Source organism: Burkholderiales bacterium (genome assembly GCA_035560005.1).
Taxonomy (GTDB): Bacteria; Pseudomonadota; Gammaproteobacteria; order Burkholderiales; family Eutrophovitaceae; genus DASRFY01.
Window position 1 is genome coordinate 26,776 of sequence record DATMAN010000009.1, and the last position, 22,887, is coordinate 49,662.

The 22,887-nt window shown below is 65.7% G+C and carries 22 protein-coding genes; 15 read left to right on the plus strand and 7 right to left on the minus strand.

Annotated elements, in window-relative coordinates; genetic code table 11:
* Positions 1-2: 2 nt before the first annotated feature.
* On the minus strand, positions 3-980 hold the full coding sequence (locus tag VNM24_00795) for a biotin--[acetyl-CoA-carboxylase] ligase (GenBank protein HWQ37135.1): 978 nt from the start codon (positions 978-980) through the stop codon (positions 3-5).
* A gap of 124 nt (positions 981-1,104) precedes the next feature.
* Between VNM24_00795 and VNM24_00800 the strand changes: the two genes are divergently transcribed.
* Together VNM24_00800 and VNM24_00805 are read left to right on the plus strand one after the other, a co-directional pair.
* Positions 1,105-1,548 (plus strand): universal stress protein, encoded by a 444-nt coding sequence (locus tag VNM24_00800; protein ID HWQ37136.1) that lies wholly within the window; start codon positions 1,105-1,107, stop codon positions 1,546-1,548.
* A gap of 59 nt (positions 1,549-1,607) precedes the next feature.
* Positions 1,608-2,585, plus strand: coding sequence for a tripartite tricarboxylate transporter substrate binding protein (locus VNM24_00805; GenBank protein ID HWQ37137.1), 978 nt, complete (start codon positions 1,608-1,610; stop codon positions 2,583-2,585).
* Positions 2,586-3,035: 450 nt separating this feature from the next.
* Here VNM24_00805 and VNM24_00810 read toward each other — a convergent pair whose 3' ends face one another.
* Positions 3,036-4,028 carry a hypothetical protein gene (locus tag VNM24_00810; GenBank protein ID HWQ37138.1) on the minus strand — a complete coding sequence of 331 codons (993 nt, stop codon included), beginning with the start codon at positions 4,026-4,028 and terminating at the stop codon, positions 3,036-3,038.
* A gap of 107 nt (positions 4,029-4,135) precedes the next feature.
* Here VNM24_00810 and VNM24_00815 point away from each other — a divergent pair, with 107 nt between their 5' ends.
* The gene (locus tag VNM24_00815) at positions 4,136-6,229 is read left to right on the plus strand and encodes a thioredoxin family protein (GenBank protein HWQ37139.1); all 2,094 of its coding nucleotides are present in this window, start codon (positions 4,136-4,138) and stop codon (positions 6,227-6,229) included.
* A 33-nt stretch (positions 6,230-6,262) separates the two neighbouring features.
* Complete coding sequence (locus VNM24_00820; GenBank protein HWQ37140.1) at positions 6,263-6,877, plus strand: thioredoxin family protein; 615 nt, start codon at positions 6,263-6,265, stop codon at positions 6,875-6,877.
* Positions 6,878-7,049: 172 nt separating this feature from the next.
* On the opposite strand, the gene VNM24_00825 is transcribed toward VNM24_00820, so the two are convergent.
* Positions 7,050-7,409, minus strand: a complete 360-nt coding sequence (locus tag VNM24_00825; protein ID HWQ37141.1) for a DUF2917 domain-containing protein — start codon at positions 7,407-7,409, stop codon at positions 7,050-7,052.
* Between the two features lie 111 nt (positions 7,410-7,520).
* Between VNM24_00825 and VNM24_00830 the strand changes: the two genes are divergently transcribed.
* The 6 genes from VNM24_00830 to VNM24_00855 all read left to right on the plus strand — a co-directional run bounded on the left by VNM24_00830 (position 7,521) and on the right by VNM24_00855 (position 12,777).
* Entirely contained in the window at positions 7,521-8,939 is a 1,419-nt protein-coding gene (locus tag VNM24_00830) for a PLP-dependent aminotransferase family protein (protein ID HWQ37142.1), read from the plus strand.
* 169 nt (positions 8,940-9,108) lie between these two features.
* Positions 9,109-9,582, plus strand: coding sequence for an outer membrane beta-barrel protein (locus VNM24_00835; GenBank protein ID HWQ37143.1), 474 nt, complete (start codon positions 9,109-9,111; stop codon positions 9,580-9,582).
* Positions 9,583-9,708: 126 nt separating this feature from the next.
* A complete protein-coding gene (locus VNM24_00840; GenBank protein HWQ37144.1) occupies positions 9,709-10,284 on the plus strand; it encodes an RNA polymerase sigma factor in 576 nt (191 codons plus the stop codon).
* A 12-nt stretch (positions 10,285-10,296) separates the two neighbouring features.
* Complete coding sequence (locus VNM24_00845) at positions 10,297-10,977, plus strand: zf-HC2 domain-containing protein (protein HWQ37145.1); 681 nt, start codon at positions 10,297-10,299, stop codon at positions 10,975-10,977.
* Positions 10,978-10,992: 15 nt separating this feature from the next.
* Entirely contained in the window at positions 10,993-11,352 is a 360-nt protein-coding gene (locus VNM24_00850) for a hypothetical protein (protein HWQ37146.1), read from the plus strand.
* Between the two features lie 93 nt (positions 11,353-11,445).
* Positions 11,446-12,777 (plus strand): tetratricopeptide repeat protein, encoded by a 1,332-nt coding sequence (locus tag VNM24_00855; protein HWQ37147.1) that lies wholly within the window; start codon positions 11,446-11,448, stop codon positions 12,775-12,777.
* A gap of 55 nt (positions 12,778-12,832) precedes the next feature.
* Here the strand turns inward: VNM24_00855 and VNM24_00860 are convergent, their stop codons facing one another.
* The gene (locus tag VNM24_00860) at positions 12,833-13,975 is read right to left on the minus strand and encodes an SMP-30/gluconolactonase/LRE family protein (protein ID HWQ37148.1); all 1,143 of its coding nucleotides are present in this window, start codon (positions 13,973-13,975) and stop codon (positions 12,833-12,835) included.
* 293 nt (positions 13,976-14,268) lie between these two features.
* On the opposite strand from VNM24_00860, the gene VNM24_00865 reads away from it, so the two are divergent.
* Both VNM24_00865 and VNM24_00870 read left to right on the plus strand, forming a co-directional pair.
* Positions 14,269-14,805, plus strand: a complete 537-nt coding sequence (locus tag VNM24_00865; protein ID HWQ37149.1) for a hypothetical protein — start codon at positions 14,269-14,271, stop codon at positions 14,803-14,805.
* 105 nt (positions 14,806-14,910) lie between these two features.
* On the plus strand, positions 14,911-16,086 hold the full coding sequence (locus VNM24_00870) for a mandelate racemase/muconate lactonizing enzyme family protein (protein ID HWQ37150.1): 1,176 nt from the start codon (positions 14,911-14,913) through the stop codon (positions 16,084-16,086).
* 172 nt (positions 16,087-16,258) lie between these two features.
* Here VNM24_00870 and VNM24_00875 read toward each other — a convergent pair whose 3' ends face one another.
* On the minus strand, positions 16,259-16,690 hold the full coding sequence (locus tag VNM24_00875) for a hypothetical protein (GenBank protein ID HWQ37151.1): 432 nt from the start codon (positions 16,688-16,690) through the stop codon (positions 16,259-16,261).
* Between the two features lie 67 nt (positions 16,691-16,757).
* Here VNM24_00875 and VNM24_00880 point away from each other — a divergent pair, with 67 nt between their 5' ends.
* Positions 16,758-17,522: an enoyl-CoA hydratase/isomerase family protein gene (locus VNM24_00880; GenBank protein ID HWQ37152.1), complete on the plus strand. Its 765-nt coding sequence runs from the start codon at positions 16,758-16,760 to the stop codon at positions 17,520-17,522.
* A 264-nt stretch (positions 17,523-17,786) separates the two neighbouring features.
* Positions 17,787-18,656: a tripartite tricarboxylate transporter substrate binding protein gene (locus VNM24_00885; GenBank protein ID HWQ37153.1), complete on the plus strand. Its 870-nt coding sequence runs from the start codon at positions 17,787-17,789 to the stop codon at positions 18,654-18,656.
* Between the two features lie 145 nt (positions 18,657-18,801).
* Here the strand turns inward: VNM24_00885 and chrA are convergent, their stop codons facing one another.
* The gene (gene chrA, locus VNM24_00890; GenBank protein ID HWQ37154.1) at positions 18,802-19,986 is read right to left on the minus strand and encodes a chromate efflux transporter; all 1,185 of its coding nucleotides are present in this window, start codon (positions 19,984-19,986) and stop codon (positions 18,802-18,804) included.
* Positions 19,987-20,234: 248 nt separating this feature from the next.
* Entirely contained in the window at positions 20,235-21,710 is a 1,476-nt protein-coding gene (locus VNM24_00895; protein HWQ37155.1) for a hypothetical protein, read from the minus strand.
* 58 nt (positions 21,711-21,768) lie between these two features.
* Here VNM24_00895 and VNM24_00900 point away from each other — a divergent pair, with 58 nt between their 5' ends.
* Positions 21,769-22,884, plus strand: a complete 1,116-nt coding sequence (locus tag VNM24_00900) for an alpha/beta hydrolase (GenBank protein HWQ37156.1) — start codon at positions 21,769-21,771, stop codon at positions 22,882-22,884.
* Positions 22,885-22,887 lie beyond the last annotated feature (3 nt).

The following is a 22,887-nucleotide window of genomic DNA, read 5'->3' on the forward strand; positions in this document are numbered from 1 at the left end:
GATCAGGATTTTACGGGTCGCAGCGTGAGCTCCCCGCCGTAGTACTTGCGCGTGCCGGAACGCACGGCGAGCATCAGTGCGCCGTCCGGCGCCACGCCCGCCACGCGTCCTTCCTGCATGGTGTTGTCCGGCATGCGCAACCGCACCATTTTATCGTGGTAGGCATGCGCTCGATTCCATTCCTGTGCAAACGGTGCGAAACCTTGCGTGGAGAACTGCGTCAGGACAGCCTCGATCTGCGCGAGCAGCTCTCCAAGCAGCACGTTGCGATCGACCTCGACGCCGATCTGCGCCAGGTCCACGACCGGCTGGTCGATCTCGTCGATCACCGACCGAGGCAAACGCACGTTGAGACCGACCCCGATCACGGCGGCGGTCGGTCCCACCACGTCGCCGGCCAGCTCGATGAGAATGCCCGCGAGTTTGCGATGACGCCACAGCAGATCGTTGGGCCACTTCAGCATCGCGTCGCTCACGCCGTGCCGCCTAACCACTCGCAGCAGTGCGACACCGACCGCCAGCGACAACCCTGAGAGCAGACCCGCCCCTTGCGCGAAGCGCCACAGGATCGAGAACGTCAGGGCACCGCCCAGCCCCGCGTGCCAGCGTCTGCCGCGACGCCCGCGACCGTGGGTCTGCAATTCCGCCACCCGCACCAGACCGGACCCCGCGCCCCGGGCGAGCGCGGCGAGCAGATCGTCGTTGGTCGACGCGGTCTGGTCGACCAGTTCCAAGGACAGTCGCTCGGCACTGGCGCCCATGGCTGCCGTGATGCGCGTGGCATCGAGCCACTGGACTGGCGTGAGCAGCCGATAGCCACGGCCGCGCACGCGCTCCAGCTTCAGCCCGTGCTGCTCCACGTCGTCGAGCGCATTGGACACCGACTCGCGCGAGATCCGCAGCGCGCGACCGAGATCCTCTCCCGAATGGAACTCGCCGTCCTGGAGCAGCCTGAGCACCTGGAGCGTGTACGAGGTCATCGCAGTCAACGGGAAAACCGCCGCACTATAACCGAAGCGCGGACCGCCGCCGCCCTTTGATCGAAATCAATGGCCGGCACCCGTCCGGCAGGCACACTGAAATCCCGTGCAGGAGGAACCAACCATGTACCGTCACATCTTGCTGCCAACCGACGGATCGGCGTTGTCGAAGAAGGCGGTGAAAGCCGGAATCGCCCTTGCGAGCAAGCTTGGCGCCAGGGTCACCGGATTCTATTCACCGGAGCAATACGAAGTGCTGAGTTACGGCGAGTATTTCCCGCCGGAGCTGGTGTCGCGCGCACAGTGGGAGAAACAGAGCAAGCGCATCACCGAGAGGATTCTGGGCCATGCGGCGAAGGAAGCCGCACGTCGCCGCGTGCGCTACGACCAGTACGCTCTGCCCAGCCTCGCGCCCTGGCAGGCGATCGTCGAGGCTGCCCGCAGGAAAAAGTGCGATCTCATCTTCATGGCCTCGCATGGGCGCACCGGGATCGCCGGCGTGCTGCTGGGCAGCCAGGCAGCCAAAGTGCTGGCGCATTCCAGAGTGCCGGTTTTGGTGCACAAGTAGCCCCCGGTTGCGGCCTGCACTGCGGTTAGAATGCGCGCTTGATCCCGATCGGGGAAAGCATGCGCGTTTTGCTGGGCGGCATGGCAGCCGTGCTGCTGCTCTGCGCCGCGGCCTGCTCCGAGGAATCCGCCTACCCATCGCGGCCGGTTCGCCTCATCGTTCCATTTCCCGCCGGAGGCTCCTCCGACCTGATTGCGCGCACCGTCTCGGAGCGAGCGGCCAGGGCGCTCGGCCACCAGATCGTGATCGACAACCGTCCGGGAGCCGGCGGCAACATCGGTACTGAAGCGGCGGCGCGTGCGCCCGCCGACGGTTACACCCTGGTGGAATGCACCATCGGGACCTGCGCCATCAATCTGGCGATCTACAAGAACACGGGCTACAACCTGGAGCGGGATTTCGAACCGATCGTACTGCTCGGCTCGTTGGCCAACGTGCTCACCGTTCATCCGGAAGTGCCGGCACGCACGGTGCGGGAGTTGGTTGGACTGGCGAAGAAATCTCCGGGAAAGATCACGTTCGGGTCCTCGGGTTACGGCTCTTCGCCGCATCTTTGCGGCGAAATGCTCAAGCTGATGGCCGGCATCGACATCGTGCACGTACCCTACAAAGGTTCCGCTCCGGCCATCACCGATCTGCGCGGCGGGCAGATCGACCTGTTCTTCGACAACACGCCTTCGATCCTTCCGCACGTGCAGGCCGGCGCGCTGCGCGCGCTGGCAGTCACCAGCGCGCGCCGCCTCGGCACCTTGCCCGAGGTGCCGACCATGGAGGAAGCGGGATTTCCCAGCTTCGTCGTCACGCCCTGGTTCGGCGTGCTCGCTCCGAAACACACGCCCCGCCCCATCGTGGAAAAACTCAACCGCGCGTACAACGAAGCGCTCGCCGATCCGCAGGTGCTCGACCGGCTGGCGGAAATGGAAGTCGTCCCCGGCGGCGGCACGCCGGAAGTCTTCGGCCTGCACATCCGCACCGAGGTAAAACGCTGGGCCGAGGTCGTCGCGGCGCGCGCAATCAAGGCCCACGAGGTGCAATAGGCGCTCATGCGAATCACCGCCTTCGAGACAGTTCGGCTGCCCGACCGGCCCAACCTGCTGTCAGGCGCATACCAATCAAGGGCCGCCCGGTCTCGGCGAGACTTCGCGCGGGGCTCAAGCCGTCGAGGCGCAGATCCACGAGCGCAATCGCGCCTTAGCGCCGACGCGCCGCACCGCGAAGGTCCGTACCACGACCAGATCGCCTCCCTCCACCACGCCGACGAAGTGGTGCTGCTCGACGAAGGCCTCGCAGCGGAGAACCCGATACGGATGTGCGACGTCCAGAGCGCGCCTACTGCTCCACCGGGTAGCGGGACGTGCTCACCGGACCGCCGAAGGTGGAACATGGCGATATCCGACCGCGGGACGGCCCGGGCCAGGGCACGCGCCTTTGCCCGACCGGCTGCGGCGGGAAGCTGTGCAGCTTTGCGGCGGCCGGCTTTGAACCGATCAGCGTGGCGCGCGCTGAAACAGCGCTCTGAGCTGCTCGAGGCGCTGCGGGTCGTTGACCCGGCCGCCGGCCACCATCAACGCGAAATTGTCCGCCAGGATTTCCTCGGGATGAATCAGGTAGGAAGTGTTCGTGCCCACACGCTCGAAGAACCCACCCACTTCGTGCAGCGCGTAGAGCACCGGCGAGCCTTCCGCGACCACGGGTTGCACGCCGCCCCGGCCATCGGGCTCGACGGCAAGGAAGCGCAACTGCCAGTAATCGCTCAGTTCCACGCCGACCTGCAGGCTGAAATCCTCTCCGGCCAGCAACACCGGGGCGGCCAGCAACGGCCTGCCGTTGACCGTCAGCTCGACATAAGTGTCGAGCCCGGGCGCATCCGGGTTGCCGATACGGCGCTCCGCCAGCGCCGCGGGCAGCGCGATCTGCGGGCTCAGACGAAAACCGATCAGCGCGTAGGCCCGTTCGCGGAAGGCGGGATCGCGGCGAGTCATCAAGTGAAACAGCTCGTGCGCCAGCAGGTCCAGCAGCTTTTCCGGCACGGCGCCGCTGTTGCGCGCTGGGAGCACGATGGCGTTGGCCCGCGTGTAGGCATCGCCCTCCTCTCCCGCACCGGTGGTCCTGATCAGCAGGACGCGAGGCGGCAGCGGCAGATCAAGACCTTGCAGCCGCGCGGAGAGTTTTTCCACCACTGCGGCCACGTGCTGCTGCTCCTCCGCCGGCCAGGCCGTTACTTGGCTCTGGATAAAGTTCAGATAATCGGCCTCGCCCAGCGCGTCTTCGCGATCGAGCCGCAGCTTGCGGTCGAAAGCGTTCATTCCCCGGACGTATTCGTCCACCCGGCCGAGGATCGCGCGGCCCTGGGCAACCGAGGCGAAGTCGACGGCGCTTCGCGCGGTGATGCGCAGCTCGGCCGCGATCGAGAAGGAACAGCGCAACGCACCCGCGCACACCAGCGCGAGCAACGCGGCCGAGAACATGGCACGGGGCATGCAGAAAGTCTGCCATGCCTGCGGGTACCTGCCCAACGCCGCTGCACCCGACGGAACTTGCGACCGGCGCCGGGCTCTGACGTGTGACAATCTTCCCGATGCGCCCATTGCGACTTCTTCCCGTCATCCTGTGTCTCGGGGTGGCCACAGCCGTGCAGGCCAATCCGGTGCGGCGTCCCCATATCGAGGCCGAGCTCATTCCGGAGAGCACCGCAGTCGCGCCAGGGCAGGCGCTCACCGTGGCGCTGCGGCTGAAGATGGAAGAGCGCTGGCATACCTACTGGAAGAATCCCGGCGACTCGGGGTTGCCCACCCGCATCGAGTGGAAACTGCCGCCCGGCTTCGAGGCCGGGCCGATTCAGTGGCCGGCTCCCAAGCGCATCGACGTCGGGCCGCTGGCCAATTACGGTTATGAGGGCGAGGTCCTGCTGCTCACCGACATCCGCACGCCGCCATCGCTTTCCGGCAGCGTGCCGCTCGAGGCCAAAGCGCACTGGCTGGTGTGCGAAGAGATCTGCATTCCGGGCGACGCGCAGTTCTCCGTCGTCCTGCCGGTTGGCAATGCTGCGCCCGATCCGCGGTGGGCGAACCGCTTCCGCGAAACCCGCGCCGCATTGCCGCGCGAAGTGGAGAGATTGCGCGCCTCCGCGACGCTGGCCGGCAACGAATGGCTGATCGCGCTGCCGCGCACCGCCGCGCCCGCCCTCACGCGCCTGACCTTCTTTCCCGAGGAAGACGGGTGGATCCGCTACTCGTCGCGCCAGCGGCTGAGCTTCGAGGGCGGGAACTGGCGATTGCGCCTTGACGCGGCGCCGGAGGCTCGCGCGAGGCAGGGCGAGCTGAAAGGCATCCTGGTCGCCGAGCCGGAGCTGGCAGGTGGCGTGCGCGCTGCCGCGGTAGCGCTCCAGTTTACCGTCGTGCCGGCGCTGCCCGTGCCGGCGCCGGAACAATCCGGTGCGGCGCTCTCGCTGGTGACCGCGCTCGCGTTCGCCTTTGCCGGCGGACTGCTGCTCAACCTCATGCCCTGCGTGTTTCCGGTGGTGTCGATCAAAGTGCTGAGCTTCTTCGAACGGGCGGGCGGAGACCGGGCGAGCCTGCGTGGTCACGGTCTGTTGTTCGCGTCCGGCGTGCTGGTCTGCTTCTGGGTCGTTGCCGGCCTGCTGCTCGCGCTGCGCGCTGCAGGCGCGGCGCTGGGCTGGGGTTACCAGCTGCAGTCGCCGGTGGTCGTCTCGGCGCTCTCCGCGCTGTTTTTCGCGCTCGCGCTCAATCTGTCGGGCGTCTTCCACTTCGGCGACTCGATGCAACGCATCGCCGGCAGCTTGCGTGCGCGTTCGGGATACCTCGATGCTTTCCTGTCCGGCCTGCTGGCCACGGTCATCGCCACCCCCTGCACCGCGCCGTTCATGGGTGCCGCGCTCGGTTTTGCGCTCACGCAGCCGGTTGGCGACGCCATGCTCACTTTCACGTCGCTCGCGCTCGGCATGGCGGCGCCGTACGTCGTGCTTTCGTTCTCGCCGCGCCTGATGGAAAAGCTGCCTCGACCAGGCCCGTGGATGGAAACGCTGAAGCAGTTGCTCGCCTTTCCGTTGTATCTGACGGTGGTCTGGCTGGTTTGGGTGCTCGGCAGGCAGACCGGTCTGGACGGGGCGATCAGGCTGCTGGCCGGCCTCGTGCTGCTCGGCGCGGCGCTGTGGGCGTTTGGCCGCTTCCGTCACGCCGCTGTCTACGGCGCGCGCAGGGCCGCGTTCGTCAGCGCGGCGTTGCTCTTCGCCGGTGGGCTCGCGATTGCCTGGCCGCAGGCACCGGGCGGCCGGAACTCGGCCTCGGCCGAAGGCCACTGGCAACCGTGGTCGCGCGCAGCGTTGGTGCAGGCGCAGGCGGCCGGCAAGGCAGTCTTTGTGGACTTCACCGCTGCCTGGTGCGTGACCTGCCAGGTCAACAAGCGGCTGGTGCTGGAGCGCGAGTCGGTGCTACGCCACTTCACCGAGCGCGGCGTGGTGCTGATGCGCGCGGACTGGACCAGCCAGGACCCGGAGATCACCATGGCGCTCAAGGAACTCGGACGCAGCGGCGTGCCGGTGTACGCATTGTATCCGCCCCGCGCTGGCGCGCCGTTGTTGCTTCCGGAGCTGCTCACCGAAGCGCGGGTGATTGCCGCCATCGATGTCGTGACCGCAACACGGACCGCAGCCTCGCAGTGAACGGGAATTCGCACTCGCCAACAAGGAGGAACAATGATCGGTATCGTTCGCGACGCCCTGGTCGCATGCATCGCCCTCGGACTCGTCGGTGCGGCGTACGCCGCGGTGGCACCGGGCCGGCCCGCCCCGGATTTCGCCCTCACCGGCATCGACGGCAAGCCCTACCGGCTGTCTGATTTCCGCGGCAAGTACGTCGTCTTGGAGTGGTTCAACTCCGAGTGCCCGTTCGTGCAAAAGCACTACGAAAGCGGGAACATGCAGTCGCTGCAGGCGAAGTACTCGGCGAAGGACGTGGTCTGGATCGGCATCAACTCCACCAGCCCTCGGCACAGCAACTACCGCGATCCCGCTCGTTCGCAGGCCATTCTGAAGGAGTGGAAGTCGAATCCCAGCGCCTTCCTGCTCGACCCGGCGGGCAGTGTCGGTCAGACCTACGGCGCGCGCACCACGCCGCACATGTACATCGTCGATCCGTCCGGCAATCTGGTCTACATGGGCGGCATCGACGACAAGCCCTCGATCAGCGCGCGCGACATCCCCGGCGCGAAAAACTACGTCGCTAAGGCGCTGGACGAATTGCTCGCCGGCAAGCCGGTGTCCGAGAACAGCACCCGGCCCTACGGCTGCTCGATCAAGTACGCGGACTGACGCGGACTGCGTCGAACCGCCGGGGCACCATGGGCACCGAGAAGGACAAGAACAATCCGTGGCGGCCCGAGCGCGCGAGAACTCGACTGCCCACAGTGCTGCGGTGAACAGCGCGGTGCGTGTTTCGGCTCGTCTCGTTTCTGATTGTTTGGTGGTCCACGTCGTTCTTGTTTCACGCGGCCGCGCTGCCGGGAATCTCGAGCGCGGGCGAATCGTCTTCGTGGGCGGCGGTTCCACCCGGCCGCAAGGTGGCGCTGGAGGCGCACAACGCTTCGATCAGCACGACGCCGTCGGTTTCCAGCCGCACGGAGGATCCTGGCGGCAGGAGATCATCGCGGGGGACGCCCTCTTGAGTAATCCACAGCACGCCCGCGCGGCAGGTCACGCACGCGCCCTTGGCACCGCGCAGCTTCACGATGTTCAGCCGATCCAGGCTCAGCGTGGCCTCGTCCAGATCCACTTTCATGATCCGCTCCAGAAAGGCAAACCGGCGCTCATCGTAGGCAAGCACCGCTGTCCGTAACAGTCTCACGATCGCGGAATTGTGTACATTACAGTTTGCGGCTTCGACGACTGTTACGGTCGAATCGGCGGGCAGCTGTGCCTGCCCGAGCCGTCCCGCTTGTCGCAGTATCCCGCTGCCATGAACGAACAGGGCGTGCTCTACGAAACCGTCGCGGCCTCCATCTCGGGGATGATCGCCTCCGGCACCTTGCGTCCCGGCGAGCGCGTGCCTTCCGTGCGCAGGCTCTCCAGCCAGCGCAAGGTATCGATTGCCACGGTGTTGAAGGCCTACGAGGTGCTGGAAACCCGTGGTCTGATCGAAGCGCGGCCGAACGCGGGCTACTACGTGCGCCCGCGCGGGCCGGTGGCTGCCGAGCCGTCGGTTTCCAGCCCACCTTCCGCGCCGCAGCTGGTGGGCGTAAGCGCGCTGGTGCAGGATGTCCTGGATGCGCGCAAGCCCGACGTCGTGTCCTTCGGCGCGGCTTGCCCGAGCCACGAGCTGATGCCCACGCAGCGGCTGCGGCGTGCGCTGTCGTCCATCGCCCGGCGCAGGCCCACGGCTCTGACCCAGTACGTGCTTCCGCCGGGAAACGAGGAGCTGCGCCGGCAGATCGCTCGCCATTCGCTGGATCTGGGCTGCAACCTCGCGGCCCGCGACATCATCATCACGCATGGCGCGATGGAAGCCTTGAACCTGTGCGTGCGCGCGGTGGCCAAGGCCGGCGACACCATTGCGCTGGAGTCTCCGACCTACTTCGGGTTGCTGCAGATCTGTGAGACGCTCGGCGTCAAGGCGCTCGAGATCCCGACCCATCCGCGCGACGGCATCTCGCTCGAGGCACTGGAGTTCGCGCTCGAGCGCTCGAAGATCGCAGCGGTCGTGGTCATGGCCAACGCGCAGAATCCGCTCGGCTTCACGATGCCCGACGAAAACAAGAAGCGCCTCACGCGCATGCTGGAAAAGCGCGGCATACCCCTGATCGAAGACGACGTGTACGGCGACCTTTACTACGGCGAAGCCCGGCCGCTGCCGGTCAAGGCGTTCGACCGCGGCGGCAACGTCATGCTCTGCTCGTCGTTCACCAAGACCGTCGCGCCCGGCTTTCGTCTGGGCTGGGTGGCGCCCGGCAAGTGGCACGCTCAGGTGCAGATGCTGAAGTTCATCAATTCGGTGGGCAGCCCCGAGGCCTTGCAGTTGACGCTGGCGGAGTTTCTCGCCAGCGGAGGTTACGAGCGGCAGTTGCGCCATCTGCGCCGCGCCTTCCGCGATCAAACCGCCCGCGTTTCGGCCGCGGTGGCGGAACACTTTCCATCCGGCACACGGATCACACGCCCCGCAGGAGGCTTCATTCTCTGGCTGGAGCTGCCCGAAGGCATGGACTCGGTGGAACTGTTCCGCCAGGCGATGAAGCACGGTATCTCGCTCAGCCCGGGCGTGCTCTTCTCCGCCTCCGGCCGTTACCGCAATTGCATTCGCATGGGCTGCGCCGAACCGTGGTCGCCGCGCATCGAACAGGCGGTCGCCAAACTCGGCGAGCTTGCCAGGAAGCAGCGCTAGACTCTGGCCTTGTCGCCGGCCGGCGACAGCGTTCCGGCCTTCTTACGCGCGATTCGCTGTGGTCGAGTCTTGCCCGCGAACCTTGTCCGCTGTTTCATGGTCTGTCTGAAACTGTTTCAGGCGGCGGGAGCTTTGCCCGCCTGTTTTCCTTCATACTCAGGAGGCGTTCATGAAGCGACTGCTCATCGCGTTGGCCGCGCCGGCCGTGTTGTTCTGCTCATCGGCCATGGCGCAAGGCGTCGAACCGTTGATGTTCGGCGGCAAGCTGGGGTTCTTCAAACCGCACGGGTCGGACAACGACGCCGGCCTCAACGTCGGCGCTGTCCTCGGCAAACGCATCCAGGGCAACGTCTCGTGGGAAGCCGAGCTGAACCTCGGGCTGACCGACGGCCAGATCGGGCGCAACAACGACTACAAGATCAACTCCGTGGCCGGCTATGCGGTGTATCGCACGCCGGGCAACACGCACCTGAAGGCCAAGCTCGGCATCGCGTACTGGGATGACGACTTCGACAACGACACCAACCTCACCGCAGGCATCGGTCTGGGCTTCGCGCTGGGCCGCGGCACGCTGGACGTCGAATATACCCAGATCAACGACTACGTCGATTACATTACGGTGGGATACCTCCTGCCGTTCTGATCTTTCTCTCAGGCACGACGGGGCCCGCGCGGCGCAAGCCGCGCGGGCCCCGCTTTTCCGGGCGCACCCCCATCCAGTGTTGGGGCGCGCGGAACCTTTTGCCCTCGCTCATCGTGTAGGAACAGGATGGGCAAGTTCGTCCGGTTCCTGAAACGGAGCCTCGGCCAAGACCCCTTCGCGCTGTTGCTGGGGCCGTACGTAGACAGCCTCTACCGTGCGGCCTACCGCTTCACCGGGCGGGTCGAGGATGCTGAAGACCTCGTGCAGTCGCTGCTGCTGCGCCTGTATTCGAAGCGAGAAGAACTCGCGCGCGTCAAGGACCTGCGGCCCTGGCTCGTGCGTGCACTCTACAACCTGTTCGTCGACACCGTGCGCCGCAACGGTCGCGAGCCGGCCGCCGATGCAACCGGAGAGGAAGCCATTTCGCAACTTCACGGTCCAGGCCCCGAACCGGTGGAAACAGCGGCGCGAGCGCAGTTGGAGGCGCAGATCGCGGCCGCGCTGGAACGGCTCAACGTCGAACAGCGGGTGGTCGTTACGCTGCACGACATGGAGGGTTACAACCTCGCGGAGATCTCTCAAGTCCTTGATCTGCCGATCGGGACCGTAAAGTCTCGCCTGCACCGAGCACGCGCCCGGTTGCGCGAGTGCCTTCGGCGGGAACTCTTTTGCGTCACCCAACGTGTTAGCAAGCAGGGGTAAGACGGTGACGGCATGAATTGCGACGCAGTGACCGAACGTCTGGAGGATTTCGTGGACCGCCTGCTTCCGCTGCCGGAAGCGGATGCTGTCGAGCGGCATGTCGCGCTGTGCAGGAGCTGCCGCCGCGCGCTCGAGGCCGAGCGCGGTTTTCGTGCGTTGTTGCGCGCGCATCCCGTCCAGGGCCCGAGTCGGGGATTTGCGCGCCGCGCGCTGGCCGAGGCAGACCACACCGATCGCAAACTGCATCGGCGCGGCTTTGTCGCCGGTTTCGCCAGCGCGGCTGCGCTCGCGCTCGCAACGTGGTTCGTGCTCATGCCGGCGCAGCGGACGGCAGAGCCGGACGCGGATCTTCACGAAGTCAGAATGGCATTAAAGCAGGTGAAGTCGGTGCACTTGGTGTTTCACGTTCCCCGCGACATTCCGGACGGGACGATGTCGCTCGAACTGCCAGAACACGTGGAACTCAGCGGACACCCCGGACGACGATCGCTGACGTGGCATACCGCGCTCGCGAGCGGCACAAACAATCTCACCCTGCCGATCGTGGCGCGGAAAGTGGCGAGCGCAGACCTCAGGGTACGCATCAGCTACGGAGAAAAGCAGCAGATCTTCAAGGTCAGATTGAGCGTTTATCCCGGCGACGCTGCCGGTGGCCGGACACTGGACAGCAAGAATCGGGCAGCCGAAGCTTGAGAAAGGAGGTTGGTCATGATGGGAACCTTGCAACGATCCGCGATCGCAGCGTGCCTTGCGATCGCATCGGGAACGAGCCTGGCACAGGACGCCGACATCACCATGCAAGTGATCGAGGACGAGCTGCCGGAGGCCGTAACCAAGCAGATCGTGCTTCCACCGGAGGCGGATCCGCAGGCGGTCATCGACTCGGAGTTCGGCCTGTCCACGGCAAACGAAGCACGCCAGCGTCGCGAGCAGGGTCTGTCGACCGCGCGCGAGGCCATGGAGCGTAACGCCAACGAACGGCGCGATGCCCTGGAACGCGCGCGCTCCCTGTCGGAGCACCGCTCGCAAACCGGGGGGATTCCGCCCTTCGTGACTCCGAATCCATGAGCCGCTCCGAGCGGCAGTGGCACGCGCCGATGGGCGCGCGGGGTAGGGCCTTCCCTCGCGCGCCCATCGGTTTTTCTTGGTTCCGACCGACGCATGCCGGAGGAGCAGAGTCTGATGTTCCTGTTGCGCAGAACACTTCCCATTCTGACGGCGCTGTTTCTCGCCGAAGGACCCGCAGCCACTCGCGGGTTTGCTGCGACCGAGGGCGACGCGGCCTTCGAAGCGGGTATCCGCGCCTCGCGCGCTGGACGGCACGAGGAAGCGCTGCGTCAGTTCCAGCGCGCCCGGGCGGCGGGACTCGATCGGGCGGCGTTGCACTACAACCTGGGCGTGACCTATTACCGGCTCGGCCGTTACGCGGAAGCACGCGCCAGCTTTCGGCGCGTCGCGGAGCACGAAACGCTCGGAGCCCTGGTGCATTACAACCTCGGTCTGCTCGCGCTCAGACTCGAAGAGCGTGAGCAGGCGCGACGCCAGTTCCTGATCGCGCACCGTCTGGCCAAGGATGAAAAACTCAGACGACTGGCGGCGGTGCAGCTATCCCGGCTTTCCAGGGTGGCTGGAGCCGAACCGCGGCACAGCGCGACGATCGCAGCCGGCGCGGGCTACGACGACAACCTCGTGGTGGAGGACATTGGCGGGGCCGCCCGAGGAGGGGATTCGTTCTTCGAACTCTTCCTGGCCGGTTCCGCCACGGTTCATGGCACTCCCCGCGACGGCATCAAGCTCCACGGCTCCGCCTATCTGGTCGAATACGTTGACCAGAATGCCTTCAGCATGACCATCCTGCGAGGCGGCGCCGCGCAGGTGACCACCTGGGGCGGATGGCGTGCCGAGGCGGGCGGCGACCTCGAACTCAGCACGCTCGGCAACCGCGACTATCTGCGCACCCTGACTGCCAGCGTCGCTGGAAAACGGGCGATCGCGCCGACCGCCACGTTCGAGCTGCGCTATCGCTTCAGCGACATTGACGCGCGCGATTCGCTGTTTTCGCAGTTGAACGGCTACCAGCATCGCCTAAGCGTCGACGCGATGCACTCGCGCACGGACGGCTGGCTGAGCGGGCGTGCCTTTACCGAGTACAACGATCGCGAAGACCTGCACGGCGCTGGCATCTTCACCAGCTTCTCGCCGGTTCGGATGGGATTGCGTGCGGAGTACGGCCGGCGCCTGGCCGCCGACTGGGAGGTATCGGCATCGCTCGCACTGACATTGAGCAGCTACCGCGACGCCGACGTTCTGGAGGGCGGTGTCGAGCAACGCCGCAAGGACCAGCAGCTGCGTGTCGGTCTCGGACTGGCCCGCAATCTCGGCGAACGCTGGCAGGTTGGAGCCGAATACCAATACTACGACAACGACTCCAATATCGCGGCCTTCGCTTACCGCCGGAACGTTTATGCCCTGCGCGTGATCGGCATCTTCTGAGAAAACCCGCACGGCGAACCGTGCGGGTTTCTTCGCTCTCGCCCGGACGGCCGGCTCAGGTGAGCGTGCCGCCGCGGGTTTCGACGTAGACCGCGTACAGGGAAGTGCTCGCCGCCATGAACAGGCGGTTGCGTTTGGTTCCGCCGAAGCAGATGTTGCCCACGATCTCGGGCATGCGGATCTGGCCGATGCGGGTGCCGTCGGGCGCGAAGATGTGCACGCCGTCGTAGCCGTCGCCGACCCATCCCATTCCCGCCCACACGTTGCCGTCTTCGTCGCAGCGGATGCCGTCGGCGAAGCCGATCTTGCCGTTCAGCTCCATGCTCGCGAACACGCGCGGGTTGCGCAGCCGCCTGCTGCTGTCGACGTCGTACACCCAGATCACACTCTTGGCATTCGGGTAGTGCGACAGACCGGTGTCCGCCACGTACACCTTCTTGAAGTCGGGCGAAAAGCACAGCCCGTTGGGCTTGAACGGCTCGTCCGCGACCTTGGCCACCTTGCCGGGAGCGTCGATGCGGTAAATTGCTTCCTTCTGGATCGGCTGCGGGCTGCCGGTATTGAGCCGCACTCCCTCGTAGTTCATCAGCCCGCCGTAGCCCGGGTCGGTGAAGAACAGCCACCCATCGGGATGCGCCGCGCCGTCGTTCGGGGCATTGAACTCCTTGCCGTTGTCGGCCTTGTCGGCAAGCACCGTGTAGCTGCCGTCGATCTCATAGCGTCCGACCCGGCGCGTGCCGTGCTCGAACGAAATCTGCCGCCCCTGGTAGTCGAACGTGTTGCCGTTCGAGTTTCCCGCCGGATAGTGGAAGCGGCGACCCACATGGCCGTCTTCTTCGCACCAGCGCAGTTGCTCGTTAGCCGGGATGTCGCTCCACACCACGTAGCGGCCCACGCCGCTCCACGCGCAGCCCTCGGCCCACATCGTCCCGCGATACAGGCGCACGATCGGCGTGTTGCCGAGCTTGTACTTGAAGCGCTTGTCCAGAACGATGACGTCCGGATTCGGATAGCGCGCGATCGGGCCGTCGGGGTCGTACTGGTCGATGAAGTTGCGGGCAAAGGCCTGCGGCGCCATCGCAGTGATCGCCGCGATGCCTGAGACCTTCGCGAGGAAATTGCGGCGCGTGTTTTCATCCGGCTTGCGTTCGACCGGTTTGGACAGATCGATGAATTCGTGCTCTTGGATTCTTGGCATGGTTCCTCCGCTTCAGATGTTCTTCGGAAGAGGCCGATTCTGGTCGGCCCTGCACAGATCAATCGCTCCCGGGGTGCCCGTACGCGATGTCGGGGCACCCTTGGAAGCGAGGCTGCGACATTAGCGCGATGCACCGCACAAAAGCAAATGCACCTTCCAGGGATTCGATACACTTCGCGAAAGACCCCACGCTTCCGGCCGAGCGCGCTTCCGGGCAAGTCGAGCGGGCCGGGCGATTTGCGGCCGGCGTGGATGCGGCGCTATGGTTGGATTCTGCGACGGGAGTACCAGCGATGAAGTTCGTCGGCCAGCTGTTGGGACACCACTTGAAGCGTTACCCGCTGATGCAGCTCGATGATGTCTACAAACTGCTGCATCAGGCGGCGCTCGGCAGCGGACATGCGGTGGACGATCCCCAAGCAGCACGCCGCCGGCTGGAGCAGGAAGCGGCCGTACTCGGCACCGGGCCCGAGGAGCCGATCGCCGACGTGATCTCGCCCGACGGCAAGCTCGCGCGCATTCACCTGCGTGCCTATCTGGATGCCGGCCACGACCTCTCCGCGCTCGCCGACGCTTTCATCCAGACCGCGGTTGCCTATCGCGGCTCCAGGGACAAGCTCTCCAAGTTCTGCGCCTGCCTGGGCGATCTGGCAGGCGCCGGGGCGATACCGTTTACCCGCGAGACCGTTGTCGACTACTTCGACCGCATTGCGCGCTCCGGCTATCCGGTGGTCAGGCATTCACAGCCCTACCGCGACGCCTATCGCCCGGCCTACCGGGTGGTCGCGCTGGAGTTTCTCCCGGCAGTTGAGCCCACAAGTCCGTCGTGAGCCCAGTGTCAGGCGGACAGTGACGAGTGACGCGCGACGGAGGACAGCCGACCGAGGTCGAGCGGCTCTCGGTTTGCGAAAGAAAAAATAGAGGAGAGGAAATCCATGGCGGGCGCCCGAGCCGTGCTGCGACCGACGCTGCGCATCCGCGAGGTGCGCGCCTATCCCACTTCGTTTCCGGTCGATCCGGACAACAGCGTCACGCTCGGCATCGGGCGCACAGTCAAGCGCGATGCGGTGATCGTGAAGGTGACGACCGAGGACGGGCTCATCGGCTGGGGCGAGGCGCATCACGGCCGCTGCCCCGGCGCGGTGGCGCACATCATCAACACCACGCTCAAGAGCCTCGTGGTGGGACAGCTCGCCGACGACGTGACCGGAATCTGGAAGCGTATGTACGACAAGCAGCTCGCCAGCCACGGGATGGGCGCCGGGGCATGCCTCGGGATTTCCGGCATCGACATGGCGCTCTGGGATCTGCGCGCCAAGGCACTGGGGATACCGCTCTATCGCCTGCTGGGCGGAAGCGCGCGGCCGATTCCGGCCTATGCCGGCGGCGTCTCGCTCGGCTACCAAGATCCGACGAAACTGGTGGAAGAGACGCGAGTGCACGTAGAAGCCGGCTACAAGGCGGTCAAGCTACGCATCGGCGATAGCGTGCAACGCGATCTGGAACGCGTCTCCGCGGTCAGGAAGGCGTTCGCCGATTCGCTCGTCATTCTCACCGACGCCAACACCGGTTACCGGCTGGCGGATGCGCGCGCCGCGATGCCCGGGCTGGAAGCGAACCGCGTCGGCTGGCTCGAGGAACCGTTTCCCGCCCACGACTGGCGCAGCTACCGCGAAGCGAAGGGGCTGGGCCGCGTACCGCTCGCCGCGGGCGAGAACCACTACACGCGCTTCGAATTCGATCGCATCATCGATGACGGTGCCATCACGATTCTCCAGCCCGATCTGTCCAAGAGCGGCGGCATCACCGAGGGGTTGCGCATCGCGGCGCTCGCCGGCACCTGGAAGCTGCCAATCCACCCGCACACCTCGATGACCGCGCTCAACATGGCGGCGAGCGTGCATTTCCTCTGCGCCATCGACAACGCCGGCTATTTCGAGGCGGATGTGTCCAAGGCCAATCTGTTCCGCGACAAGCTGGTCGATCGCCCCCCGTACGCAATCGACGGTGATGGCTGCGTGCGGCCGCTCGAAGCTCCGGGCATCGGACTGGAAGTCGACGAGGAATTTCTCGCCGCGCATCCCGTCATCGAGGGCCCGGCTTACGTGTGAGAGAAAGGCAAGAGCGAAACACGAAGGCAAAACAGAGAGACGGAAGTCAAGGGAGAGTCACAACGTCATCCACGCAAGGAAGAGCGGGCCAGCCACTTCGATGCGGGGGCACTGTGCGGGTGTTGTGTCTAAACCGCCCGGCCTTTTCCTCGTGTCTTCGCCTGTCGCTCTCTTACCTGGGGATTGCGCGGGAGATGGCGCGCAGCCTGGCGTCTGAAGGGTTGTAGCCGAACAGATGCACGCCATCGGGCGCGACGAACCAGATCGAGCAAAGGCGCTGGTTCATCTGTTTGTCGAGCATCAGGCAGAGCGAGCCACCGCGCTGGCCGGTGACGCTGAAGGTGCCGCTGTCGATGAGGCTGCTGCCCGCGCGCAACTCGATGCGCCCGTCCGCGCCATAATGCGCGACGTAGTTCTCGCCCCGGCTGTTGCGCTCCTCGCGCGCGCCGGTGAACTCGGTCTTGAGCCGCTCGGTCGCCAGCCTTTGCAGCCCGGCCGCCCCGGCTGCGGCCGCGTCCGCCGGCGCAGGAGGAAAGTCGGCCGCCGCGCCCGGACCGGCCACCAGCAGCGCGGCGGCGCCCAGGAAAAGAAGGACGAGGCGCATGACGGACGTGCTCCCGGTTCAGTTGACCGAAGAATTGTAGACGACACCGACAACAGGAGACCCCTGCTTGCACTCCCCCCTGGACATCGAAAAGCGCGAAGCCGTGGCGATTGTGACGCTGAACCGGCCCGAGTCGCTGAACGCCATCAACCGCGAACTGCGCACACGGCTGACCGGCGCGATGCAGACGCTGGGCTCGGACGACGGCGTGCGCGCGGTCGTCATCACCGGCGCAGGCGAGCGCGCGTTCTGCTCGGGCCAGGATCTGACCGAAACAGCAGGTTACGATGTGGAGGACGTCGAAGCATGGCTGACCGAAAATCATGCGATGTACCGCGCACTGCGCAACCTCGACGTCCCGGCGATCGCCGCTTTCAACGGCGTTGCGGCCGGTGCGGGATTCCAGATCGGCTTGTGCTGCGATCTGCGCGTGGGCTATCCCGAGATGAAAATCGGCCAACCAGAAATCAAGGCCGGGCTCGCTTCGATCGTCGGCAGCCAGCTCATGACCGCATATGTGGGCGTAGGGCATAACCTGGAGTTGTCGCTCACTGGCGAGCTGATCTCCGGAAGCCGGGCGTACGAGATCGGATTGCTCAATCGCCTGGTGTCACGCGAGAAAGTCCTCGAAACCGCGCTTGCTCTCAGTCAGAGCCTCGCTCGATTGCCGCCCACGGCGATGCGGCTCACCAAACAACGGTTGCGCGCGTTGACCGACCCGGGATTCGAGGCGGCGCTCGCCGCCGCCATCGCGGCGCAAAAGGCAGCCTACGCCAGCGGCGAGCCGCGGCAAGCCATGCGTCGCTTCCTGGAAAAGCGAAAACGGGACTGACCGCCAAGCGCACAGGGGACGTCCACGACAACGCGGGGCTGGGAAGAAATGAGTTTCGATCAGACTCCAGGCCGCCACGCGGTGTGCACGAAGGAGCGCAGCTTCGCCAGAGCGCCTGGTCGCAAACCCGCTGCGAACTTCTCGGTTCTTCTCGGAGTCTTCGCTGTCCTCGGCGGTTCGCTGCTTTGGTGCTTGACGTGTGCGTGGACGGGAAGTCAGGCGCGGGCTGCGGCAACGCAGTTTCCGAACAAGTCGATCAGGATCGTGGTGCCGTATCCGCCGGGGGGATTCAACGACGCCCTGGCGCGAACGCTCGCCGAAAAACTGCACGCATCCTGGGGCCGGACCGTCGTCGTCGACAACCGTCCCGGCGGGGGCACCACGATCGGAACCAATCTGGTTGCCAAGGCGGCGCCCGACGGACATACGCTGCTGATCGTCTCATTCGCTTTCGCGGTCAATCCCGCGCTGTACCGCAAGCTGCCCTACGACACGCTCTCGGATTTCGCCCCGGTCGTGCTCGCCGCCAGCACGCCCAACCTCCTGGTCGTGAATCCGGCGCTGCCGGTGAGGTCGGTAAAAGAGCTGATCGCGCTGTCCAGATCGCGCCCCCGCGGCCTGAGCTACGCCTCGGCGGGCAGCGGCGCCTCGAACCATCTGTCCATGGAGTTGTTCAAGTCCCTCACCGGCGCGAATCTGGTGCACGTCTCCTACCGGGGAAGCACGCCCGCGGTCATCGATCTGATCGGCGGCCAGGTGGACGTCATGTTCGACAACACCCCGAACGTGTGGCCCCACGTCAAAGCGGGCAAGCTGCGCGCGCTGGCGGTTTCCAGCGCCACGCGCTCCCCCTTCACCGCCGAGCTGCCCACCGTAGCCGAGGCCGGCGTGCCCGGATTCGACGTGTCAGTCTGGTTCGGCGTGGTCGCACCCGGCCGGACACCGCGGCCGCTGGTCGATCGGCTCAACGCGGAAATCAACCGCATCCTGAAGCTGCCCGACGTCCAGGCAGGTTTCCGCAGCCAGGGCGTGGAACCGCTGGGTGGCTCGCCTGCCGGATTCGCCGATTTCATCCGCGCCCAGATCGCGAAGTGGGCGCCGGTAGCCAAGTCGTCCGGCGCGCGCGCCGAGTAGGGCCGATCGAATCAACCACGGAGACACTGAAGCGGAGAGCAATCTGGAGGAAGATCCGAGCCCGAGGGATTACCGACAGGCAACGATTGGTGACGCATGAGTGTCTTCGTGTTCGACCTCCAGTTTTTCTCTGTGTCTGTGTCGTTCATGCCAACGCCGAAAGGGCTGCAGCGGCGAGAGCACTCAGCACCACGACGATCGCCGGACTCACTTTCCACAAGGCGAGCAGCGCAAAGGCGCCAAGTGCGATCGCCACATCGGTCGGCGAACGGATCGCGCTCGTGACGACCGGATCGTAGAACGCCGCGAGCAGCAGCCCGACCACGGCTGCATTCACGCCGGCCAGCGCCGACTGCGCGCGGCCATCCGCGCGCAGCCGCTGCCAGAAGGGCAGCGCCGCGATCACCAGCAGGCAAGCGGGCAGGAAGATCGCAGCCGTGCAGAAGATCGCGCCAGCGACGCCGCCCATCGCGGCGCCCAGATACGCGGCGAACGTGAACAGTGGGCCGGGAACCGCCTGGGCGGCGCCATAACCCGCGAGAAACGTGTCCTTGCCCACCCATCCGGGCGGCACGACTTCGGCCTGCAGCAGGGGAAGGACTACGTGGCCGCCGCCGAACACGAGCGCACCGGCACGGTAGAACGCGTCGAACACCGCGATCGCCCGGCCCGCGCCCGCCCCGACTCCGAGCGGCAGGATCACCAGCAGCGCCAAGAACAACGCCAGCGCACTCAGTGCGCCCCGCTTCGACACGCCGGACAGTACCCCCTCGGCCTTTGCGACGGGCGCGCCGGAGAGTCCTGCAAGTCCGGCGACCGCGCCAAGCGCGATGACGAGGACCTGGGACCATCCGCTCGACGCGAGCAGCATGCACATCGCCGCGAGCACCGCGATGGTCGCACGTGGTGCGTCCGGGCACAGCGCTCGGCCCATCGACCACACCGCCTGGGCCACCACCGCCACGGCTGCGATCTTCAGCCCGTGCAGCCAGGCGGCATCGGGAGAGACATTCGATCCTTGCAGCAGGAGAGCAAAGGCCGCGAGCGCCACCGCCGACGGAGCGGTGAATCCGAGCCAGGCGGCGAAGCCCCCCGGAAATCCGGCCCGCATCAGTCCGAGCGCGATGCCCACCTGACTGCTCGCAGGGCCCGGCAGAAACTGGCACAGCGCAACCAGGTCGGCGTACGCCTGGGGCGATATCCAGCGGCGGCGATCGACGAACTCATCGCGAAAGAAGGCGATGTGCGCCACCGGCCCGCCGAACGAGGTGAGGCCGAGCTTCAGGAATGCTCCGAATACCTCGCTGACGCCGGACCTGGATTCGCTCATCGCGGGGAGGGGCCATGCACGCCGCCCCGCATGTTACCGACCTGCAGTCAAAACACAAACTCCCGCCGCGCAGTACGCGCAGCAAGAGCAAATGCCGAATAACCACCGAGGGCTCCAAGAGAATCAGGCATGAGTTGGCTTTCTCTTCCTTCCTGCTTCTTTGTGACTTTGTGATGAGCTTTGCGGGTTTTCTCCGCGCCCTCGGCGTCCTCGGCGTCCTCCGCGATGGGAGTTTCTTTGTTGCACGGTTACCAGGTGTAGCGGACGGTGTAGCGCACGGTGGTTTCGCCGTTGGACGGAACCTCGACCGGGAAGTGGATGGTTCGCGAGTCCTGCCTTTCCCACGAATGGTTGGCCTGAGTGATCTTCCAGTTGGTCCAGCGATACAGGTTCTCTTTCACGATCACCCGCACCGGCTGATCCTTGCTGTTGCGCAGCTTGACTTCGATCTCCTCGGTCATCGTGTTGCGATTCGAGTCGACCCTGAAATCCATCTGGCGCCGGCTGCCGACCACGTCGAACGCATTGCCGAGCATCAGCTGGATAGTCTCGTTCTTCGGCGTGTGGTCGATGCGGTCCTCGCCGATGAATTCGAGCGAACCGTCGGCGTCGTCGGCTTTTGCCACGCGTACGCGACCGGCGGGCAAGGGCACGCCCATGCCGTTCGCCTCGCTGTTCTTGAAGCGCAGATAAACGTCGACCTTGGTGTTGGCAGTGAAACCGAGGTTGCGGTCGGTGAGCACAGATCCATGTCCGTAGTGAAGCCCGGCCTGGCCGTAATAGACCAGGGTCTTGTCGCAGACGACATTCTTTGCCGCGGGAAACAGCTCGATCTGCTTTGTCGAGTTGTCGGGAAGCGTGGTGCTGCGTCCGAGCGTATAGAGGTGATATTCGAAGAACTGCTTCTCCTCGAAGCCGCGCATCTCGTCGTCGGCTTCGCGCGTGGCTTGGGCCATGGCGGCCATCGGCACCTGCTGTTTGAACTCGGCGCGATGCACGTCGCCCGCGACCAGCTTGACTTTCGCGTCCGTATAGGTCGCGCCCGATTGATTGAGGATGCTGACCCACGCGCCGACGTCGAGCCGGCATCCGCCTGCCTCCGACAGTGTCAGGTTATAGTCGGTCCACCAGCCCAGGCCGGCGGTCTGGTAGGTCACGCGGGCGCGGTGCGCACCGGGCTGTCTGGTCGCCACGTCCCACACCAGCGTGGGGCGGGTGATCAGCCCGCCGGGCAGATTGGGAAGCTTGACGCCAGCGTTGTACGGCACGGTGCGCACGGCCCCGTCGGCTTCGCGCAGCGTGATCCCTCCGCGCGCCGAGAGCAGCGTGCCCTCGATCGTCTCGATGCGGTCGCCAACCAGGCGTTCGACCGCGATTTCGCGATCCAGGAAGCGCTCGAGAAGTTTTTCCGTGCTGACCAGGTCGAACTGGAAACTCTGCTCGATGACCCGCGTGCCTTCGGGATCGGTCAGGGAACTGAACCAGACCGTGGTCGGATCAATCTGGGCCGCAACGTCGGTAAACTTCAATTCGTTGCGCCCGGCCTTCAGCTCGACCGGGCGGTCGTGGCGAACCACGGCATACCCCGGCGCTGCGTTCCGGCCGCCGTGGCGACCGACCTGCGTCACGGCCGTGCTGTAGATGGTGATTGCGTCCTCGGCGAACACCGGGAGCGATCCGAGCGAAGCGAGAGCGGCGAGCGTTGCAGGCAGGCGGTGGCCCATTTTGAGTTCTCCTTTCGGGATAACGCGCGTTGATCGTTTGAACGAACGGAAGGCCGCGGTGGGGTTAACCGGCACTCCTTCCCTGTTGAACCTGGGTATCGACATGGTGAACATGTATCGCGCTAAGGCGATCGTCCTGTTTCTGCTGGCGGCCTGCGCACTGCCGGCGCGCGCGGATGAACCCCTGGGCATTGGCCTGGAAGGGTTTCCCTACCCCCACGACGTGCGCTACCTGCCGCTGCTCATGAACGGCGAGCCGGTGCGCATGGCTTACATGGACGTCGCGCCGACCGGCACTGCGAACGGCCGCACGGCGCTCCTGTTGCACGGGCGCCATTTCTTCGGCGAGTACTGGAAGGACACGATCGCCTTTCTCGCCGCCGCCGGCTGGCGCGTCGTCGTGCCCGACCAGATCGGATTCGGCAAGTCCTCCAAGCCGGATGTCGCCTTGTCATTCCACGGGCTGGCGCGCAATACCAGGGCGCTGCTGGACAGCCTCGGCGTCGGGCGCGCCGATCTGATCGCCCATTCCATGGGTTGCATGCTGGCCGTGCGCTTCGCGCTGATGTATCCGGAGGCGGCCGATCGGCTGGTGCTGGAGGGGCCGATCGGACTCGAAGACTACCGGCTCAAGGTGCCGTATTCCACGCGCGAGGAGCTGATCGCCGCATCCCGCGCTCAGACCAGGGAAAGCATCGAGCGCTTTTTCCGCGGGTACTTCGTGCACTGGCAGGAACGTTTCCAGGTTTACCCGGACGTCGCCTGGCGCTGGACGCTGGGACCGGAAGCCGAACGGCTGCACCGCGTGTCTGCCCACAGCTATGCCATGGCCTACGAGCAACCGGTGGTGTACGAGCTGGCGCGGCTGCGGGCGCGCACGCTCATCGTGGTCGGCGAGCGGGACCGTTCCGCCATCGGCCGCAATCTCGTCACACCGGAAATCCGGGAAACATTGGGCAGACTCCCCGAGCTGGCACATGAAGCGTGCGAGGTGATAGCGGACTGCACCGCGGTAACGCTCAATGAGACCGGCCATATTCCGCACCTCGAGACCCCGGATCGTTTTCATGCAGTGCTGTTTTCCTTCCTCGCCCTGCCGCCGGGCGGGAGCCTGGACTCCGGATTCTCGCCGGCAAGGCCGGCAAGCACTAAAATGAACGCCACGCCGCGCTAGGGG

Excerpts from the sequence above, each read along its gene's own strand:
- VNM24_00795 (HWQ37135.1), bottom strand. The coding sequence starts at position 980 with ATGACCTCGTACACGCTCCAGGTGCTCAGGCTGCTCCAGGACGGCGAG.
- VNM24_00800 (HWQ37136.1), top strand. The coding sequence starts at position 1,105 with ATGTACCGTCACATCTTGCTGCCAACCGACGGATCGGCGTTGTCGAAG.
- VNM24_00805 (HWQ37137.1), top strand. The coding sequence starts at position 1,608 with ATGCGCGTTTTGCTGGGCGGCATGGCAGCCGTGCTGCTGCTCTGCGCC.
- VNM24_00810 (HWQ37138.1), bottom strand. The coding sequence starts at position 4,028 with ATGCCCCGTGCCATGTTCTCGGCCGCGTTGCTCGCGCTGGTGTGCGCG.
- VNM24_00820 (HWQ37140.1), top strand. The coding sequence starts at position 6,263 with ATGATCGGTATCGTTCGCGACGCCCTGGTCGCATGCATCGCCCTCGGA.
- VNM24_00830 (HWQ37142.1), top strand. The coding sequence starts at position 7,521 with ATGAACGAACAGGGCGTGCTCTACGAAACCGTCGCGGCCTCCATCTCG.
- VNM24_00835 (HWQ37143.1), top strand. The coding sequence starts at position 9,109 with ATGAAGCGACTGCTCATCGCGTTGGCCGCGCCGGCCGTGTTGTTCTGC.
- VNM24_00840 (HWQ37144.1), top strand. The coding sequence starts at position 9,709 with ATGGGCAAGTTCGTCCGGTTCCTGAAACGGAGCCTCGGCCAAGACCCC.
- VNM24_00845 (HWQ37145.1), top strand. The coding sequence starts at position 10,297 with ATGAATTGCGACGCAGTGACCGAACGTCTGGAGGATTTCGTGGACCGC.
- VNM24_00850 (HWQ37146.1), top strand. The coding sequence starts at position 10,993 with ATGATGGGAACCTTGCAACGATCCGCGATCGCAGCGTGCCTTGCGATC.
- VNM24_00855 (HWQ37147.1), top strand. The coding sequence starts at position 11,446 with ATGCCGGAGGAGCAGAGTCTGATGTTCCTGTTGCGCAGAACACTTCCC.
- VNM24_00860 (HWQ37148.1), bottom strand. The coding sequence starts at position 13,975 with ATGCCAAGAATCCAAGAGCACGAATTCATCGATCTGTCCAAACCGGTC.
- VNM24_00865 (HWQ37149.1), top strand. The coding sequence starts at position 14,269 with ATGAAGTTCGTCGGCCAGCTGTTGGGACACCACTTGAAGCGTTACCCG.
- VNM24_00870 (HWQ37150.1), top strand. The coding sequence starts at position 14,911 with ATGGCGGGCGCCCGAGCCGTGCTGCGACCGACGCTGCGCATCCGCGAG.
- VNM24_00875 (HWQ37151.1), bottom strand. The coding sequence starts at position 16,690 with ATGCGCCTCGTCCTTCTTTTCCTGGGCGCCGCCGCGCTGCTGGTGGCC.
- chrA (HWQ37154.1), bottom strand. The coding sequence starts at position 19,986 with ATGAGCGAATCCAGGTCCGGCGTCAGCGAGGTATTCGGAGCATTCCTG.
- VNM24_00895 (HWQ37155.1), bottom strand. The coding sequence starts at position 21,710 with ATGGGCCACCGCCTGCCTGCAACGCTCGCCGCTCTCGCTTCGCTCGGA.